The organism is Anaerostipes amylophilus, from assembly GCF_025567365.1.
In the GTDB taxonomy this organism is placed as follows: Bacteria; Bacillota; Clostridia; order Lachnospirales; family Lachnospiraceae; genus Anaerostipes; species Anaerostipes amylophilus.
The window spans coordinates 258,632-277,883 of the sequence record NZ_JAOQJG010000001.1 but is presented as its reverse complement, the minus strand read 5'-3'; the positions used below and the strand labels follow the sequence as shown (position 1 = coordinate 277,883).

Here is a 19,252-nt window from a genome sequence, read left to right as displayed (position 1 = left end):
GAGGAAAAGTTATGAGGAAGAAAATTTTAAAGGGAGTGTTTTGCAGCGCACTTTCGATTGTAATGGCAACAGGTGGAGTGTTTGTCAGTGCGGCACCAAAACAGGCGGAAGTGACAACAAAAATCCAGTCAGTCCAGAATTCAAAGATTGTAAATTTACAGCAGACAAAAACTAGTGAAAATACAAAAAGCAAAGCACAGGCGAGAACAGCAGTTCAACTGAATAATGTGACAGTGCCAACAATATGGAACACATCAGTAAAATCAGCAGTTAAAAGTGTAACTTTGGAGAATGGGAATGATATAGGAACGATCACTATTAAAAATGCAGGTACACTTGTTGCAGCATTTGGAGTTGATTTTGTAGTACGTGATGCTAACTATCAATATATTATGGGATCAACAAATGGGTTATTATATAATGCAAATATGAAACCAGGAACATATCATTTATATACGAAGGATGTAGTAAAAGGAACAGCAAACATTTCTTTGTCCTTATATCCAAATCAGAATAATCGTACATTAGGCTCTAAGGTAATCATGATTGGTGGAACAGGAAAAAACAGCTACCAGTATTTTAAAGTGAGTAAAAGAGGTATAGCGATTATAGGACTACAGGGTGTATGGGTAAATCCAACTAATTTCGGTAAAACATATGGTATTACAAACTATGTTCAGAAAAAATCAGGTTCATCATGGAAAACTGTATCATCCTCACAGTACACAACAGAAAGCAGAAATTATAATTCAGTTTATGGACTTCCAGCAGGAAGCTATCGTGTTGTACTGAAATCTACATATCAAAGTGGTGTTATTGGGGCAGCATATAGACAGGTTGCAGCAAATTCTTCTTATGGAACATCAAAGAAGAAAGCTAAAACAATTAGTCGAAAGAAATACAAAAAACAGACATTTTTAACAACAGACAGTGTAAAGAAAGAACATTGGTACAAGATTAAGGTAAGTAAGAAACGTACAACTTATATTGATGTAACGAGTCTTGGAAGTTCAGGAACAATTTATTGTACTGTATCAGGAAAAGCGAGATTTAAAACAAAAAATATAAAGAATGGAACACGTTATTACCTTAAAGCACCAAAAGGAACTTATTATATCAGAGTAAAGAGATACAGCAAGAGTACAACAGGAGCATATCAGGTAAAATATGTGAAATAATAATTCCTTCACATTTGTTTATAATTTCTTTAGAAATGTTTAGAAACAGAATATTGAATGAAGAGAGAATACTGGTATAATAAAGACATAGTTTTTCATATATATTTTTTAATCCTCTCTTTTTGAAAATAGATACCGCATCAGCGAATTGCTGGTGCGGTATTTTTGGTTTTTTGTATTATAATAGTATATAAAACTGAAAAATTAGGAATTAAACTATTGAAAATAAAATGTTAATAGAATACAATACATGTAAGAAGTATAAAAATCATAAACCAATTAAACATGTAGATGAAATGTTAAAGTTTATGAGGATTTTTGCAGAAGATGAAAGATTTCTGCAGTTGGATATAAAGAAAGATGAGAAAGGAGAAGTTACGATGTGTACAATATTAGATAATGCGATTAACAAAGGAATCGAGCGTGGAATTACACAAGGAATCAGTATGGGTGAAGATGCAACACTAAAATTAGTAAAAATACTAATAGCAGGAAATAAAATAAATGAAATAGAGAAAATATACAATGATAAAGAATATAGAAACAAGCTTATGAAAGAATATAATATTTACAAATAAACGAACGAAAAATAAATTGTTCTTCAAAAAATAATGAAAAACCCATTGACGAGCAACAACACACATGCTATGATAATCACGCTAGACTTTAGCGTTGGAAGAAGGTCTTTTTTTTATGCCTTATTTTAATGAACAACAAACAAAATGGAGGTGGAAGTTGTGCGCACAAGAGTAACATTAGAATGTACAGAATGTAAACAGCGTAATTACAACATGACAAAGGATAAGAAAACTCATCCTGAACGCATGGAAACAAAAAAATACTGCAAATTCTGTAAAACTCACACATTACACAAAGAAACAAAATAATTTCCGGTAATTCCCTTTGAGAGAAAAGGAAGTGAAAACATGGAGAAAACTAACAAAGCAAAGAAACCAAGTTGGTTTAAAGAGTTAAAAGCTGAATTTAACAGAATTATCTGGCCAACGAAAGAAAGAATTGCAAAAGAAACAGCAGTTGTAGTGATCTGTGCTATTATTATCGGAATCATTGTTGCAGTTCTTGATGTTGGAATCCAGTATGGAATTCAGGCATTGGTTGGATAGAAGTAAGGAGATTTTATGGCAGAGGCAAATTGGTATGTTGTTCACACCTACTCAGGTTATGAAAACAAAGTAAAAGTGGATATTGAGAAAACCATCGAGAACCGTAAGCTTCAGGATGAGATCTTAGAAGTCCGCGTACCACTCGAAGATGTGGTAGAGATGAGAAATGGTGTGAAGAAACAAGTTTCAAGAAAAATGTTCCCAGGTTATGTTCTGATCCATATGATCATGAACGACGACACATGGTATGTGGTTCGTAACACAAGAGGTGTTACAGGATTCGTAGGACCTGGATCAAAACCAGTACCGCTGACTCCTGCAGAGATGAAACCATTAGGAATCCAGATTGGAGGAGAACAGCAAGAAACACCAGCAAGAGAGAAAGTCGAACTTGATATCGAAGTTGGTGATATGATCGTTGTAACTTCCGGTGCTTGGGAAGGAACAACAAGTGCGGTTACTGCAATCAATGAAAGCAAGCAGACAGTTACTATTGAAGTAGAGATGTTCGGAAGAGCAACTTCAGTAGAAATTGATTTCTTAGATATTAAGAAAGCGTAACGAAGAATAAGAACAGAATCTTATTTGAAACAAAGTGGGAGGGCTATCCCGTAATTACCACAATAATCAGGAGGTTAACGATTATGGCAAAGAAAGTAGAAGGTTATATCAAACTTCAGATTCCAGCAGGAAAGGCAACACCAGCACCACCCGTTGGACCAGCACTTGGACAGCACGGAGTAAACATTGTACAGTTTACAAAAGAATTTAACGCAAGAACAGCTGATCAGGGAGACATGATCATCCCTGTAGTAATCACTGTATATCAGGATAGAAGCTTCAGCTTCATCACAAAGACTCCACCAGCAGCAGTTTTATTAAAGAAAGCTTGTAAAATCCAGTCTGGATCAGGAGAACCTAACAGAACTAAAGTAGCTACTATTTCTAAAGCAGATCTTCAGCAGATCGCTGAAACAAAGATGAAAGACTTAAACGCAGCTTCTATCGAAGCAGCAATGAGCATGATCGCCGGTACTGCAAGAAGTATGGGAATCACAGTAGAAGAGTAGTCACAAATTTGAAACGAAAGTGGGAGGGTGAACTCCCGATATTACCACAGGAGGTATTTTTAGAATGAAAAAAGGTAAGAGATACGCAGAGCTTACAAAATTAGTGGACAGAGCAAACAATTATGATCCACAGGAAGCAGTTGCTTTAGTAAAAAAATTAGCAAACGCTAAATTCGACGAAACAATCGAAGCACATATCCGTCTTGGTGTAGATGGACGTCAGGCAGACCAGCAGATCCGTGGAGCAGTTGTACTTCCACACGGAACTGGTAAAGAAGTTAAAGTTCTTGTATTCGCTAAAGATGCAAAAGCTGAAGAAGCGAAAGCAGCAGGAGCAGAATTTGTAGGAGCAGAAGAATTAATTCCTAAGATCCAGAAAGAAAACTGGTATGACTTCGACGTAGTAGTAGCTACTCCAGACATGATGGGTGTAGTAGGTCGTTTAGGACGTGACTTAGGACCTAAAGGTTTAATGCCTAACCCTAAAGCCGGAACTGTAACAATGGACGTTGCTAATGCAATCAAAGAAATCAAAGCAGGTAAAATCGAATATAGATTAGATAAAGCCAACATCATTCATGTACCAGTTGGAAAAGCTTCTTTCACAGAAGAACAGTTAGCGGACAACTTCCAGACGTTAATCGATGCAATCGTAAAAGCAAAACCTGCAGCAGCAAAAGGTCAGTATTTTAGAAATGTAACAATCACTTCTACAATGGGACCTGGAGTAAAAGTTGATACAACAAAATTTGCTTAATATTTAGCTGTAATTAATGAAAAGGGGCCAGTCTCATGTAGTCTGGTCCCATATTTATGCAGATTCTATATGGTGCTAAGACAGAAATTGCATAAAAATAAAAACATAACAAAAAAAGCAAAAAAACATTTGACATATGATCAGATGTATTGTAATATATATAAAGTATTACTGCCGAAGACAGCAGGTGCCGCAAGGCGCAACGTAGAACAACCTGCCGAGGAGAGTATTAGTGAATATGCTAATTAACACTCTATGTCTGTGCAGATATAGAGTTTTCTTTTTATATGTGCGGTGGTACACAAAATAAATCAAGGAGGTGCACCATTTCAATGGCAAAAGTTGAGTTAAAACAACCAATCGTAGACGAAATTAAAGAATTGCTTACAGACGCTCAGTCAGCAGTATTAGTTTCTTACCGTGGAATTACTGTAGAACAGGATACAGCAATGCGTAAAGAATTAAGAGAAGCTGGCGTAGAATACAAAGTATATAAGAATACTATGATTCGTTTTGCAATCCAGGGAACAGAATTTGAAGCATTAGCTGATGATTTAACAGGACCTACAGCAATCGCTGTTTCTAAGACAGATGCTACAGCTCCTGCAAGAATCCTTGCAAAACACGTTAAGAACGTTGAAGTATTAGAAATGAAATCTGGTGTTGTAGAAGGAACATTCTATGACAAAGATGGTATCCAGGTTATCGCAAGCATCCCATCAAGAGACGAATTACTTGCGAAATTCCTTGGAAGCATTCAGTCCCCAATTACAAACTTTGCTCGTGTTATTAAGCAGATCGCTGAAAAAGACGGAGAAGGGGCTGCAGCTGAGTAAGATCAGTTATCAGTAAAATTTAAAATATTAGGAGGAAATTATAATGACAACTCAGGAAATTATTGAAGTTATCAAAGGTTTATCAGTATTAGAATTAAATGATTTAGTAAAAGCTTGTGAAGAAGAATTTGGAGTATCCGCAGCAGCAGGTGTTGTAGTAGCAGCAGCTGGAGCTGAAGGTGGAGCAGAAGAAAAAGACGAATTCGACGTAGAATTAACAGAAGTTGGTGGAGCTAAAGTTAAAGTCATCAAAGCTGTTCGTGAAGTAACAGGATTAGGATTAAAAGAAGCTAAAGAATTAGTTGACGGAGCTCCTAAAGTAATCAAAGAAGGTGCATCTAAAGCAGAAGCTGAAGACATCAAAGCTAAATTAGAAGAACAGGGAGCTAAAGTAACTCTTAAATAATTAAGAGATTTACTCCAGTAGATTTTCTATAAAGTAAACAAAACTGTCACATTGGTGAAAACTGGTGTGGCAGTTTTTTGTATTATAAAGACTTTGATGATAGAATAGAAAAGAAGATAATTGAAAGGAGTATTCAACGATTATGAAATTAGTGATTATTGAACCATTAGGTGTAGAAGAAGATAAGTTGATGGAAATCGCACACAAAGCATTGCCAGATTCCGTTGAGATCATATCTTACCAGACCAAAGTAACTGACACAGAAAGCTTAATTGAACGAGGAAAAGATGCAGACATTATCATGGTTGCAAACCTGCCATTAAATGCAGACGTGATTAAAGGATGTAAGAATCTTAAGATGCTTGCAGTAGCATTTACAGGAATCGATCATATTGCAATGGATGCCTGCAAAGAACAGGGAATTATGGTGTGCAATTGTGCAGGATACTCAAATGCAGCAGTCTCAGATCTTGTTTTTGGACTTCTGATCTCATTGTATCGCAATATTATTTCCTGCAACGAGGTTGTTAGAAAAGAAGGAACTAAAGATGGTCTCGTTGGATTTGAACTAGAAGGAAAGAAATTTGGAGTGGTAGGAACAGGAGCAATCGGAACCAGGGTAGCAAATATCGCACAGGCTTTTGGCTGCGAAGTTTATGCATATTCAAGAACAGTCAAAGACCTTACAGGAGTGCAGTATGTGGATTTAGAAGAGCTTTTATCTACTTGTGATATTATTTCACTGCATGTACCATTAAACGCCTCAACAAAAGGTCTGATCAGTGAGAAAGAGATCGCACTCATGAAGCCAAATGCAGTTCTCATAAATACATCAAGAGGACCAGTTGTTGACAGTAAAGCATTAGCAGATGCATTAAATGAAGGAAAGATTGCAGGAGCAGCAGTTGACGTTTTTGAAAATGAACCTCCAGTAGCAAAAGATCATCCTCTCTTACACGCAAAGAATCTGATCGCAACACCACATGTAGCATTTGCAACAAAAGAAGCATTAGTAAAACGTGCGATCATTGATTTTGACAATGTAAAATACTGGATGGAAGGAAATCCAGTGAATGTAATGAACTAAAATTTTAATTTGTAGTTGGCCAACTGTAGAATTCGAGTATATGATAAAAAATAAATAAGCAACCGCATCGCTTTCGGTTGCTTATCTTATTTTTGTCACATATACGAAAGACTATCAAATCAGCATTTAAACTGTAGCATGTGTAGAGCTATTTGAAGATCCTTCATGACTCTTCTGGAACAGTTTCTTAAAGCAAGAGATTGCGACCATAAGTCCAAGTGCCATAAGAAGTAAAGCTACGATCAACTGTAATCCATCGATCATAAATACGAATCCACCTGTTACAAAGATCTTAGTAAAGATTCCGATAACAGATTGTACAAGAGCTGTAAATGTTACGACTAACATGATGCACATAGGTGCGTATAACATCCATCCTTTTCTTCCTGTTGTTAATAAGAAGACAGATAATGCGATCAGTACTAAGGATGCTAATAACTGGTTTGCTGCTCCGAATAATGGCCAGATGTTGTTGTATCCACCTAAGCATAATAAGAATCCGAAGAATAATGTGATAACAGTTGCAAAATATTTATTTGTAAATAATTTTCTTACACCTGTAAGATCAGATCCGTCAGCAGATTCTCCCATGAATAATTCCTGGAATGACATACGACCGATTCTTGCTACAGAGTCAAGAGATGTTAATGCTAATGCAGAAACACACATTGTCATAAAGCATGTAGCAACATGTTTAGGAATTCCAAGTAATGTTAAGAATCCAGCGACATTTCCTGAGAAGATCTGGAATGGTGTTCCTTCAGGCATTTTACCACCAACAGCTGCTGCACCGACAACAACTAAGGCGATGACACCTAATAAAGATTCAACCATCATAGATCCATATCCAACGCAAAGCATATCTTTTTCATTGCTGACTGTCTTAGATGATGTTCCTGAAGATACCAGACTGTGGAATCCAGAAACAGCACCACAGGCGATCGTAATAAATAATGTAGGGAATAAGCTCTTTCCACCAACATTAAATCCGTTGAATGCAGGTAAGTTCATTGCTGGATGTGCAACGAATACACCAAGGACAGCACCGATGATCATTCCGACTAATAGGAAAGTACTTAAATAGTCACGAGGCTGCATCATTAACCACATTGGCATAACGGATGCAAGGAATAAGTAAACCATGACTACACCAATCCATGCATTCTTGCTGAAATACAATGGGAAAGCGATACCAACAGCTAACATAACGAGCAGTAATACGATTCCTGCAACGAATTCTACTTTCTGATTAGGTTTAAAATATTTTGTAAATAATCCAAAAACAACGGCTCCTAAGATAAATAACATAGAGATAGAAGCAGCTGCAGCGTTCGGTGAGCTTTTAGCACCGGTTACAGTAAATCCGTTAAATGTTCCGGCAACCATATCTGTGAAAGCTGCGATTACAAGTAAAGTAAATAACCAAGAAAACAGAAGGAATAATTTTCTTCCTGTTTTACCGATGTATTTTTCAATCAGGACACCCATGGATTTTCCTTCATTCTTTACAGAAGCATAAAGAGATGTAAAATCCTGAACGGCTCCGAAGAAGATACCACCAATTAACAACCAGAGAAGAACTGGCAGCCATCCAAACATTGCGGCGATGATTGGTCCGGTTACAGGACCTGCACCTGCGATGGATGAAAACTGATGGGAAAATACAACAGCTTTAGGTGTTGGAATGTAATCTTCACCATCCTCATGTGTGTAAGCTGGGGTTTTCGCATTAGGATCGATTCCCCAAGTTTTGGCGAGCCAACGTCCGTATAGAGCATAACCAGCAACTAATACGACGATTGCGATTGCTACGATTGTTAAGCTATTCATTCTTAATCACTCCTCTTAAAATTTTTATTATAAAGTATGATGTATTCAAAACACAGGATACAATAAAAACTAGTAAAAAAAATAAAATTACAGGATGTGTATCCATGGGGTTATGGTCATTTATAATAAAATTATTTAAAAATAAAAAAGTCTCCTGAAATGTTTTATCAACATTCCAGAAGACGAATATTCTCCGCGGTACCACTTCTTTTTATTACTCAAATCGTAATCCCTTAATCACATCATTTAATGTGTTCCTCGATAACGGAAGGAATCCGGTCGCACTTACTAATGAAAATTCACATTCAGCTGACTGCTCGCAGGGGATACTGATATAAGTTCTTTATTGTCTCGCAGCTTCCGACAACTCTCTTGAAAAGAATTCAAATATCAATGTGTCCTGCTCATTGCATTCTGTATTTCGTTGCACTTATAATAGACCTGTAAAAAAAGATTGTCAAGAAAAAATGATGTTCTATTTTTTGTACAATTATGCCATCAAAGCTTTACTTACTTCTTTAAGATTCATACCATTAGATCCTTTGATCAGTACGACATCATTCTTTTTTAAGTAAGTTTCAAGGAAAGCAATCAGCTCGTCGTTGGAAGAAAATGTACGTGTATGAAGGGAAGGATTTTCTTTCCATGCTTCTTCAATATAATTCTTGGAAAGTTCACCTGTGATAAAGAGGTCTGTTACTTTCGTTGTAGCGATAAAACGACCAACTTCTTTATGATATTCTGGTGAATCCGGTCCAAGTTCCAGCATATCAGATAAGACAGCGATCTTACGTCCTCTTGTCTTAAAATCAGATAAAATGCTCAGGCTTGCTTTCATGGAATCAGGACTTGCGTTATATGCATCGTCAATCAGAGTATAGTCATTTACGTGGACAATATTCTGTCTCTGACCAGAAAATGTGGATAATTGTGTCTTGATCGCATCCATTGGAACATCATAGCGAAGACCGATCGCAATTGCAGCCAGGGCATTGGATACGTTATGTTTTCCAAGAACATTTAATGTGATATTTTCTTTCATATTACCGTAGTGGAATTCAAATAAAGTTTGTCCATTCTTTTCACGGATCTTTTCTGCACGATATGTACAATCATCTGCAAAACCATAAAATTCATATGGTTTTTTTACATAGTCAATATGTTTGCGGATCATGTCATTGTCCCCATTTAAGAAAAGAACACCATCTTCTGGAAGTCCATTCTGAATATCTAATTTTTCGATGCAGATATTATCTCTGGAACCCATCATTTCAATATGAGAAACGCCAACATTTGTGACAACACCAACGTTTGGATGAATAATGTTGCCAAGAGTTGTGATCTGGCCTTTTTCACTCATTCCCATCTCAAGAACACCAATCTCATCTTCTGATGTCAGATGATCTAAAGTTAAAGGCACACCAACCTGACTATTTTGATTACCGATTGTTTCGAATACTTTATATTTTCCTTTTAAAACGTGAGCGATCATCTCACGGGTTGTTGTCTTTCCAACACTTCCAGTTACACCAATGATTGGAAGTGACATTTTATTTCGATAATAAGAAGCAATCTGCTGCATTGCTGTTAAAGTATCAGGAACTTTAATATAAGGGGCATCCCCTTCGGCTTCATTATGTTCCTGTGTTAAACAAGCACCGCCTTCTTTTAATGCATTTGGAATAAAGATGTGTGCGTCAACGCGTTCACCGATGATCGGTACAAATAAAGTGTTTGGACCTACCTCCATAGAATTTGTACTTAAATGGTCAATCTTCATGGAAGGATCACCGCATAAAAGTGTTCCGCCAGTTGCGTCTAAAATGTCTTGAATTGTTATATTTTCCATAGAAAACCTCGTTTCTTTCGCTTTTATATTTCAGCAAGATCAGGTATCATAAAAAATCATGCTGTTATCTACAGATTATAGCACAAAATACGATAGTATGATAAAATGATAGCCAGAAAATACAAAAAACATAAAATATCCATAAGATGTACAAAACTGACATATGAATATAGAAGATATTAGAAAAGAGGTGTTTCATGAGTTTTACACATTTACATGTCCATACAGAATACAGTCTTCTGGATGGTTCGAGTAAAATAAAAGAACTTGTTCATCAGGCGAAAGAGCTTGGAATGGACAGTATTGCGATTACCGATCACGGAGCTATGTATGGAGTGATCGATTTTTATAAGGCAGCGAAAGCAGAAGGGATCAAACCAATCATCGGATGTGAGATTTATGTAACAACTGGTTCAAGATTTGATAAGGAAGCAAGTCAGGGAGATAAAAGATATTACCATTTGGTCCTCCTTGCCAAGAATGATACAGGATATCACAATTTGATGAAGATCGTTTCCAGAGGATTTACTGAAGGGTTTTATTATAAACCGCGAGTAGATTATGAAGTTTTGGAAAAATACAGCGAAGGTCTGATCGCATTAAGTGCATGTCTTGCTGGGGAAGTTGCAACATATATTCGTGAAAATAACTATGAAAAAGCGAAAGATACAGCACTGAAATTGCAGGATTTATTTGGAAAAGATAACTTTTTCTTAGAATTACAGGATCATGGAATTCCAGATCAGACAAAGATAAATACGGCACTTCTTAAGATGTCGAAAGAGACAGGGATCGATCTGGTTGCCACAAATGATATTCATTATACATTTAAGGAAGATGCAGAGGCACACGATATCCTGCTTTGCATCCAGACAGGGAAGAAAGTACAAGACGAAGACCGTATGCGTTATGAGGGCGGACAGTATTATTTAAAATCACCAGAAGAAATGCAAAGACTGTTCCCATATGCGAGAGAGGCAATTGAGAATACAGGAAAGATTGCAGAACGCTGTAACGTAGAAATCGTATTTGGAGAACAGAAAGTACCAGAATATGATGTTCCAGAGGGATATACGGCAGTCACTTATCTGCATCATTTATGTGAGGAAGGATTAAAACGTCGATATCCAGAAGTTACAGATGAATTGAGAGAACGATTAGCTTATGAATTAAAAACGATTGAAAATATGGGATATGTTGATTATTTTCTGATCGTATGGGACTTTATTCATTATGCAAAAGAACATGGGATCGCTGTTGGACCGGGGCGTGGTTCTGCTGCCGGAAGTATTGTCTCTTATTGTCTTGAGATCACTGACATCGATCCGATCAGGTACCAGCTTCTGTTTGAGCGTTTCCTGAATCCAGAGCGTGTATCCATGCCTGATATCGACGTGGATTTCTGCTATGAAAGAAGACAGGAAGTAATCGATTATGTCGTAAGAAAATACGGCAAAGATCAGGTTGTACAGATCATTACATTTGGAACAATGGCAGCAAGAGCTGTGATCCGAGATGTTGGAAGAGTCTTGGATATTCCATATGCAAGAGTTGACAGCATTTCCAAGATGGTGCCGAATGAAAATAATATTACGATCGACAAAGCATTAAAGATCAGTAAAGATTTAAGAACAGCTTATGAACAGGATGAAGAGACACATTATTTGATCGATATGTCAAAGAGACTGGAAGGTTTACCAAGGCATGCTTCCATGCATGCAGCTGGAGTTGTGATCGGTAAGACAGCAATCGATGAATATGTACCTTTAGCGACAGGTGCAGATAATGCAGCGGTTACACAATTTACCATGACAACGATCGAGGAACTTGGACTACTAAAAATGGACTTCTTAGGATTACGTACATTAACAGTAATTCAGGATGCAGAGAAAATGGTGCGCAGAAAAGTGCCAGAATTCGATATTACAAAAATTGATCCGACAGATAAAGAAGTTTATGAGATGATCGGAAATGGCCATACAGAAGGGGTGTTCCAGCTGGAAAGTTCAGGAATGAAATCTTTTATGAAGGAATTAAAACCAGCGAATATGGAAGATATTATCGCAGGGATTTCCTTGTATCGTCCGGGACCAATGGACTTTATTCCGAGATATATCGAAGGAAAAAATCATCAGGAAAGTATTCATTATGAGTGTGAACAGATGGAAGAAATCCTTGAACCAACCTATGGATGTATTGTTTATCAGGAACAGGTTATGCAGATCGTTATGAAACTTGCCGGATATACTCTTGGACGAAGTGATCTTGTGCGTCGTGCCATGTCTAAGAAAAAAGGCGATGTTATGATCAAGGAGCGTCAGAACTTTGTTTATGGAAATGAAGAAGAAGGAATTCCAGGATGTATCAATAATGGAATCGATGAAAAGACAGCTAACCAGATCTGGGATGAGATGCTAGACTTTGCAAAATATGCATTTAATAAATCTCACGCTGCTGCTTATGCGGTGGTTGCTTATCGTACAGCATATTTAAGATGTCATTATCCAGTAGAATTTATGGCAGCATTGTTAACATCAGTGCTTGGAAACACAAATAAGATTTCAGAGTATAGTTATGCATGCAAGAAGCTTGGAATTAAGATTCTGCCCCCGGATATCAACTACGGAGAAGGGGCATTCTCAGTTGATGGAGGCAATATCCGATATGGACTGACAGCGATCAAGAGCCTTGGAAAACCGGTGATCGAAGCAATCATCAAAGAACGAAAAGCAAATGGTCTATATAGAGATTTCAAAGATCTTGTAGAACGTCTTTCAAGCAAAGAGATCAATAAGAGAACAGTAGAGAATCTGATTAAATCTGGAGCACTTGACTGTTTTGGAGTTACAAGAAAACAGCAGATGATCGTCTATGCCAGTGTGATCGACAGCATTCAGAAAGAACGTAAAAATGAGATTGCAGGACAGATGAGCCTTATGGATCTTCTTGGAGAAGAAGATCAGCAATCTTTTAAGATCACGTATCCCGATGTTGGGGAATACGAAAAGGAACAGAAACTTGCGATGGAAAAAGAAGTTCTTGGAATCTATGTCAGCGGCCATCCGCTAGAAGATGATATGGAACGGTTAGAGAGAAGTGTTACAGCACACACTTCAGATTTTGTGATTGATGAGGAAACAGGAAAGACAAAGATCCGTGATCAGGAAAGCTGTATCATTGGCGGGCTGATCAGTGAGATGAATGTAAAACTCACAAAGAAAAATCAGAACATGGCATTTATCACACTGGAAGATTTAAGAGGAACTGTGGAAGTTGTTGTATTTCCAAGACAGTATGCAGCATATCAGTCTCTTTTAAGAGAAGATGCGAAAGTATTTATTAAAGGGAAAACACAGATTTCAGAAGAAGAAAGTAAATTGATATGTGATCAGATCATAAGCTTTGATGATCAAAGACAAGAGTTATGGGTACAATTTGCAGATAAAGAAACATTTTTTACAGATGAAAATGATTTAAAAGCAATTCTGACTTCATATCCTGGAAAAAATCCAGTTATTATATATTGTAAGGCGGAGCGCGCTGTTAATCGACTTGGAAGCAGTTTTATGGTTTCAGATGATGAAAATCTGATTTTTGACCTTGAAAAACGTTATGGCAAAGAAAATATTCGCATCAGATCGTTAGGAATATAACAAAGACTATTGAAAAATTTCTTTAAATGGATTAGAATAAAAGCCAAGTTAAGAATTGTATGGATTAATAATTGGAGGATATTGCAAATGGGAAAACCAAAAATTAAAACAATTGGAGTTTTAACAAGTGGTGGAGACGCACCTGCTATGAACGCAGCAGTACGTGCCGTAGCCAGAATTGGTAAAGAAAGAGGATTAAACGTTAAGGGAATCCGCAAAGGTTATAATGGATTATTAAATGAAGACATCATTGACCTAACACCAAAAGAAACAGCGGATACTATTTTCCGTGGTGGTACAATCCTTTTCACAGCAAGATGTGAAGAATTCAAGACAGAAGAAGGACAGAAACGTGGAGCTGAGATTTGTAAAGCACACGGAATCGAAGGATTAGTAGTTATCGGTGGAGATGGTTCTTTCCAGGGAGCTAGAAAGTTAGCAGCACTTGGAATCAACACAATCGCTGTTCCTGGAACAATCGACTTAGATATCGCTTGTACAGAATATACAATCGGTTTCGATACAGCTGTTAACACAGCAATGGAAGCAATCGATAAGATCCGTGATACATCAACATCTCATGAAAGATGTAGTATCGTAGAGGTTATGGGACGTGGAGCTGGATATATCGCATTATGGTGTGGTATGGCAACAGGAGCAGAAGATATTCTGATCCCAGAAAGCTTTGATGGAAACCTTCCTAAAGTAGAACAGCAGATCATTGAACATTTACTTCGTAACAGAGCAAAAGGTAAAACACATCATATGGTAATCAATGCCGAAGGTGTTGGACATTCTTACAGTATGGCGAAGAGAATCGAATCCGCAACAGGTATCGAAACACGTGCAACAATCCTTGGACATATGCAGCGTGGTGGTAGCCCAACAGCGAAAGATCGTGTATACGCTTCTATGATGGGTGCTTACGCAGTAGATTTATTATGTGCAGGAAAGACAAATCGTGTTGTAGGATATCAGAACGGAAGATTTATGGATATGGACATTGAAGAAGGACTTGCAATGCATAAAGATATCGATGATTATCAGCTTCAGATCGCACATTTATTAGGAAAATAAATAGAACTTAATCTTAGAGCAATCCTTATTTATCTAGGATTGCTCTATTTTTTCTCTATAAATATTTAAAAATTATCTGGAGATGATCTTATATAAACAAGATGACAGGAGTATTTTATGAATGAATTACGGCCGATACAGATCATATTGCTTGGCTTTTTTATTACAATATTTGCAGGTTCCATTTTGCTGACATTGCCGATTGCAGCTAAAAGCGGGCAGGCAACCTCATATATAGATGCGTTATTTACAGCGACAACTTCGGTATGTGTAACAGGGCTGGTCGTTGAAACCACAATGACACATTGGAGTCTGTTTGGGCAGGTTGTGATTCTTTTACTAGTCCAGATCGGAGGACTTGGAGTAGTAACGATCACAACTGGGATGTTCTATGTGCTAGGAAGAAGGATCACACTTGGAAACAGGATGCTGATTCAGGAATCTTTGGGGCTTAATACATTGACAGGGCTAGTGCCATTGGTTAAGAAAATCATTCTTGGAACGGCGATTGTAGAAGGGGCCGGTGCAGTGCTTTATGCAACACAGTTTATACCGGAATTCGGAGTTGGTTATGGAATCTGGGCAGCAGTTTTTAATTCCATTTCCGCATTTTGTAATGCAGGAATGGATATCGTAAAAGAGGATAGTTTTCGAAGTTATGTGACGAATCCGGTTATTAATTTTACAACAATGGCATTGATCGTTCTTGGAGGACTTGGATTTATTGTATGGAAAGATCTTTGGCAGAGTATGAAAAAGCTTATAAAAGAGAAGATTCCAGTAAAAAGAATTGTGCAACAGTTGAAATTTCAAACAAAGATCGTGTTATCAATATCAACATTCCTTATTTTATTTGGAACAGTCTTGATCTTTTTGTTTGAATATCATAATCCAGCAACGATGGGAAATCTGTCATTACCAGGTAAAGTCATGGCATCACTGTTTCAGGCAGTGACGACACGTACTGCGGGGTTTGAGACAGTTGCACAGGGAGCACTAACAGATGCCTCTTCTTTAGTTTCGATGTTTTTGATGATCATTGGAGGATCACCGGCTGGAACTGCGGGAGGTGTTAAGACAGTGACCTTTGCGATTCTTATATTCTGTGTGATCTCAGCAGCTAAGCAAGAAGAGTCGATCAGTCTGTTTAAACGAAGAGTGCCAGGTAATCTTTTGTCAAAAGCACTAGCGATCATTGTGATCAATTTAATGGTATTAATGACTTCTGTGTTATTACTCTTAGTATTTGACCATGGAAATTTTATGGAGTCTTGTTATGAGTGTGTTTCAGCACTCGGAACGGTTGGGCTTACAAAGGGATTAACACCGAATTTGACAATCGCAGGGAAAGTGATTATCATCATTACCATGTATCTTGGACGTGTAGGACCGATCTCTATGGCAATCGGTTTTTCACAGAAGAATAGGAAAAAGCAGGTCATGTATCCAGAACAGGATCTGATCTTATAGAAAGAATATTATTTCACAGCGGAGGAATAGAATGAAGAAATCAGTTGCAGTTTTGGGACTCGGGAAGTTTGGAAGCAGTGTTGCAAGAGCACTGACCAAAGGTGGAGCAGAAGTGTTGGCAGTAGATAAGAATGAAGATCTTGTCAGAGAGATTGCAGATGAAGTGACATGTACAGTTTGTGTGGACGTATCAGATAAAGAGATGATGAATAATATTGGACTGGAGGGAATGGATGCTGTTGTGATCGCAACAGCAGAACATCTTGATGCCAGTGTTATGGCTTTGATGATCGTAAAGGAAATCGGAGTTCCCTATGTCCTTGTAAAGGCAGATGGGACTTTAAAAGGAGAAATCTTAAAGAGAGTAGGAGCCGATGAAGTTGTCTATCCAGAAGAAGAGATGGGGGCAAGAATCGCCAACAATCTTCTTGGTGGAAGTATGACAGATTTATTTGATCTTTCAGCCGATACAAGTATTGTGAAAGTACCAGCCAGAAAAGAATGGATCAATAAATCATTAGCAGATATTAATTTTCGTGGAAAATATAATGTCAATGTTATTGCAATTGAAGGAAATGCAGGTGTTGACGGAGCACCAGATCCAACACAGCCAATCAATGAACAAGATAATCTTGTACTGATCGGTAAGAAACGTGATCTGGCAAGATTCAGAAAATAGATGGGAGGTGTATGAGAAATGATCACGACCATTCAGAATAAACAGATCAAGCAGATCATGAAATTAAAGAAGAATGCAAGAGAACGAAGAAAACAGCAGTTATTCCTTGTAGAAGGAATCCGTATGTTTACAGAGATTCCAGAACAATATTTATACAAAGTATATGCATCAGAAGATTTCTATAAGGAACATCAGGCTGTTTTTGAAGGAATGGAGGTTGAGCTTGTTTCAGATCAGGTAATGAAAGAAATTTCAGACACTATGACACCACAGGGAGTGTTAGCTTTAGTCCGAATGCTTGAATATTCACTTGAAGATCTGTTGCAGCAGGAAAATCCATTATTGCTGGTTCTTGAGAATCTGCAAGACCCAGGAAATCTTGGAACTATCCTTCGTACAGGAGAGGGAGCCGGAATCAATGGAATCATTATGAGTCGTGAAACAGTAGATATTTATAATCCGAAAGTAACACGTTCTACGATGGGATCGATCTTCAGAGTCCCATTTGTCTATGTAGATGATCTTTTTGAAGTGATAAAGATGATGAAAGACAGGAATATCACAACGTATGCAGCACATTTAAATGGCACAGACTATACGAGAGAATCGTATACATCAGGAACGGCATTTTTGATAGGCAATGAAGGAAATGGATTAACAGATGAACTGACAGACAATGCACAGAAGAAGATTAAGATTCCAATGTGCGGCAGGGTAGAATCATTAAATGCAGCTATGGCATCTGGACTCTTGGTTTATGAGGCAAGACGCCAGCGACAGGGGGTGGATTAGATGTATGCAGTTTATTGGCTGATCGCATCAGCCGTATTTTTACTTATTGAGATTCTGACACTGGGACTTACAAGTATCTGGTTTGCAGGTGGCGCAGTTGTTGCAGCAATTGCAGCATTATTTGGAGTACCATTTCTTGTACAGATGTTATTATTTATCGTTGTAACATGCTTATTGTTTGCTTTAACAAGACCAGTTGCAAAAAGATATTTAAATAATCGAGTGCAAAAGACCAATACAGATGCACTGATCGGGCAGACAGCACTTGTAAAAGAAACTATTAATAACATGGAAAGTAAAGGATATGTTCAGCTAAATGGGCAGGATTGGACAGCAAGAAGTGCTGAAGCTGGAGAAATTATTCCAGCAGGCTGCGAAGTTGTTGTCAAAGAGATTCAGGGTGTAAAACTGATTGTAGAAAGAGAGGTATAGGAATATGTCAATTATTTTATTTTTTATCGTTGTTGTATTACTTGTCATGATCATTACATCAACTGTACGCATCGTACCACAGGCACATGCCTATGTTGTGGAACGATTAGGAGCGTATCAGGGTACATGGTCTGTTGGACTTCATGTGAAAGTTCCATTTATCGATCGTGTTGCAAGGAAAGTAAATTTAAAAGAACAGGTAGTGGACTTCCCACCACAGCCAGTTATCACAAAAGATAACGTTACAATGCAGATCGATACCGTTGTATATTTTCAGATCACGGATCCAAAATTATACAGCTATGGTGTAGAAAATCCGATCATGGCGATTGAGAATCTGACAGCGACAACACTTCGAAATGTTATCGGTGATCTGGAATTAGACGAAACATTAACTTCCAGAGAGACAATTAATACTCAGATGAGAGCAACTCTTGATGTTGCAACAGATCCATGGGGAATCAAGGTAAACCGTGTGGAACTTAAGAACATCATTCCACCAGCAGCTATTCAAGATGCTATGGAGAAACAGATGAAGGCTGAACGTGAACGAAGAGAAGCAATCTTGATCGCAGAAGGTGAAAAGAAATCTGCAATCTTACGTGCAGAAGGACAGAAAGAATCTATGGTTCTTCAGGCAGAAGGTGATAAGGAAGCAGCAATCCTTCGTGCAGAAGCTAAGAAAGAAGCAACGATCCGTGAAGCCGAAGGTGAGGCAGAAGCAATCCGTGCGATCCAGAAAGCAAACGCACAGGGTATTGAATCAATCAAGGCAGCGAAAGCTGATGATGCAGTCATCCAGTTAAAGAGTCTAGAAGCATTTGCCAAAGCAGCTGATGGAAAAGCAACCAAGATCATTATTCCATCTGAGATTCAAGGAATGGCAGGTCTTGTAAAATCTATCACAGAAGTTGCAAAAGACGATGAAAAAAATATTACAGATCTGATCGAAGAACAGGCTCAGGAAAATGTAAAAGAACAGTAAATTTTAAGGATGCCTACGAGAATATAA

The 19,252-nt window shown here is 37.7% G+C and carries 19 protein-coding genes and 2 other annotated features; of the genes, 17 read left to right on the top strand and 2 right to left on the bottom strand.

What is annotated here, in order from left to right:
* Positions 1-11: 11 nt before the first annotated feature.
* The 10 genes from OCV53_RS01385 to OCV53_RS01340 all read left to right on the top strand — a co-directional run bounded on the left by OCV53_RS01385 (position 12) and on the right by OCV53_RS01340 (position 6,458).
* Positions 12-1,178 carry a hypothetical protein gene (locus OCV53_RS01385; RefSeq protein ID WP_022375578.1) on the top strand — a complete coding sequence of 389 codons (1,167 nt, stop codon included), beginning with the start codon at positions 12-14 and terminating at the stop codon, positions 1,176-1,178.
* 230 nt (positions 1,179-1,408) lie between these two features.
* Positions 1,409-1,756: a hypothetical protein gene (locus tag OCV53_RS01380; RefSeq protein WP_022375579.1), complete on the top strand. Its 348-nt coding sequence runs from the start codon at positions 1,409-1,411 to the stop codon at positions 1,754-1,756.
* A 144-nt stretch (positions 1,757-1,900) separates the two neighbouring features.
* The gene (rpmG, locus tag OCV53_RS01375; protein WP_179976028.1) at positions 1,901-2,065 is read left to right on the top strand and encodes a 50S ribosomal protein L33; all 165 of its coding nucleotides are present in this window, start codon (positions 1,901-1,903) and stop codon (positions 2,063-2,065) included.
* A 39-nt stretch (positions 2,066-2,104) separates the two neighbouring features.
* Positions 2,105-2,302 (top strand): preprotein translocase subunit SecE, encoded by a 198-nt coding sequence (secE, locus tag OCV53_RS01370; protein WP_055196344.1) that lies wholly within the window; start codon positions 2,105-2,107, stop codon positions 2,300-2,302.
* Between the two features lie 15 nt (positions 2,303-2,317).
* On the top strand, positions 2,318-2,863 hold the full coding sequence (nusG, locus tag OCV53_RS01365; RefSeq protein WP_055196343.1) for a transcription termination/antitermination protein NusG: 546 nt from the start codon (positions 2,318-2,320) through the stop codon (positions 2,861-2,863).
* Positions 2,864-2,946: 83 nt separating this feature from the next.
* Complete coding sequence (rplK, locus tag OCV53_RS01360; RefSeq protein ID WP_008393891.1) at positions 2,947-3,372, top strand: 50S ribosomal protein L11; 426 nt, start codon at positions 2,947-2,949, stop codon at positions 3,370-3,372.
* 64 nt (positions 3,373-3,436) lie between these two features.
* Positions 3,437-4,129 (top strand): 50S ribosomal protein L1, encoded by a 693-nt coding sequence (gene rplA, locus OCV53_RS01355; RefSeq protein ID WP_055196342.1) that lies wholly within the window; start codon positions 3,437-3,439, stop codon positions 4,127-4,129.
* Positions 4,130-4,285: 156 nt separating this feature from the next.
* Positions 4,286-4,420: a sequence feature (ribosomal protein L10 leader region), on the top strand.
* Between the two features lie 41 nt (positions 4,421-4,461).
* Positions 4,462-4,965, top strand: a complete 504-nt coding sequence (gene rplJ, locus OCV53_RS01350) for a 50S ribosomal protein L10 (RefSeq protein WP_022374211.1) — start codon at positions 4,462-4,464, stop codon at positions 4,963-4,965.
* A 43-nt stretch (positions 4,966-5,008) separates the two neighbouring features.
* Entirely contained in the window at positions 5,009-5,371 is a 363-nt protein-coding gene (gene rplL / locus OCV53_RS01345; protein ID WP_008393894.1) for a 50S ribosomal protein L7/L12, read from the top strand.
* Positions 5,372-5,513: 142 nt separating this feature from the next.
* Positions 5,514-6,458 carry a 2-hydroxyacid dehydrogenase gene (locus OCV53_RS01340; RefSeq protein WP_022374210.1) on the top strand — a complete coding sequence of 315 codons (945 nt, stop codon included), beginning with the start codon at positions 5,514-5,516 and terminating at the stop codon, positions 6,456-6,458.
* A gap of 126 nt (positions 6,459-6,584) precedes the next feature.
* On the opposite strand, the gene OCV53_RS01335 is transcribed toward OCV53_RS01340, so the two are convergent.
* Together OCV53_RS01335 and OCV53_RS01330 are read right to left on the bottom strand one after the other, a co-directional pair.
* Entirely contained in the window at positions 6,585-8,288 is a 1,704-nt protein-coding gene (locus OCV53_RS01335) for a carbon starvation CstA family protein (RefSeq protein ID WP_055196340.1), read from the bottom strand.
* Positions 8,289-8,463: 175 nt separating this feature from the next.
* Positions 8,464-8,705, bottom strand: a binding site (T-box leader).
* 73 nt (positions 8,706-8,778) lie between these two features.
* Entirely contained in the window at positions 8,779-10,137 is a 1,359-nt protein-coding gene (locus OCV53_RS01330; RefSeq protein ID WP_055196339.1) for a UDP-N-acetylmuramoyl-tripeptide--D-alanyl-D-alanine ligase, read from the bottom strand.
* 197 nt (positions 10,138-10,334) lie between these two features.
* On the opposite strand from OCV53_RS01330, the gene OCV53_RS01325 reads away from it, so the two are divergent.
* The 7 genes from OCV53_RS01325 (at position 10,335) to OCV53_RS01295 (ending at position 19,225) form a co-directional block, all read left to right on the top strand.
* Positions 10,335-13,790: a DNA polymerase III subunit alpha gene (locus tag OCV53_RS01325; RefSeq protein WP_055196338.1), complete on the top strand. Its 3,456-nt coding sequence runs from the start codon at positions 10,335-10,337 to the stop codon at positions 13,788-13,790.
* A gap of 87 nt (positions 13,791-13,877) precedes the next feature.
* On the top strand, positions 13,878-14,867 hold the full coding sequence (gene pfkA / locus OCV53_RS01320; protein ID WP_022374513.1) for a 6-phosphofructokinase: 990 nt from the start codon (positions 13,878-13,880) through the stop codon (positions 14,865-14,867).
* Positions 14,868-14,984: 117 nt separating this feature from the next.
* Positions 14,985-16,337: a TrkH family potassium uptake protein gene (locus tag OCV53_RS01315; RefSeq protein ID WP_022374512.1), complete on the top strand. Its 1,353-nt coding sequence runs from the start codon at positions 14,985-14,987 to the stop codon at positions 16,335-16,337.
* A 31-nt stretch (positions 16,338-16,368) separates the two neighbouring features.
* On the top strand, positions 16,369-17,016 hold the full coding sequence (locus OCV53_RS01310) for a potassium channel family protein (RefSeq protein ID WP_022374511.1): 648 nt from the start codon (positions 16,369-16,371) through the stop codon (positions 17,014-17,016).
* An 18-nt stretch (positions 17,017-17,034) separates the two neighbouring features.
* Positions 17,035-17,808, top strand: a complete 774-nt coding sequence (locus OCV53_RS01305; protein ID WP_055196337.1) for a TrmH family RNA methyltransferase — start codon at positions 17,035-17,037, stop codon at positions 17,806-17,808.
* Entirely contained in the window at positions 17,809-18,240 is a 432-nt protein-coding gene (locus OCV53_RS01300; protein WP_022374509.1) for an NfeD family protein, read from the top strand. It begins immediately after the preceding gene.
* Positions 18,241-18,244: 4 nt separating this feature from the next.
* The gene (locus tag OCV53_RS01295) at positions 18,245-19,225 is read left to right on the top strand and encodes an SPFH domain-containing protein (RefSeq protein ID WP_022374508.1); all 981 of its coding nucleotides are present in this window, start codon (positions 18,245-18,247) and stop codon (positions 19,223-19,225) included.
* Positions 19,226-19,252 lie beyond the last annotated feature (27 nt).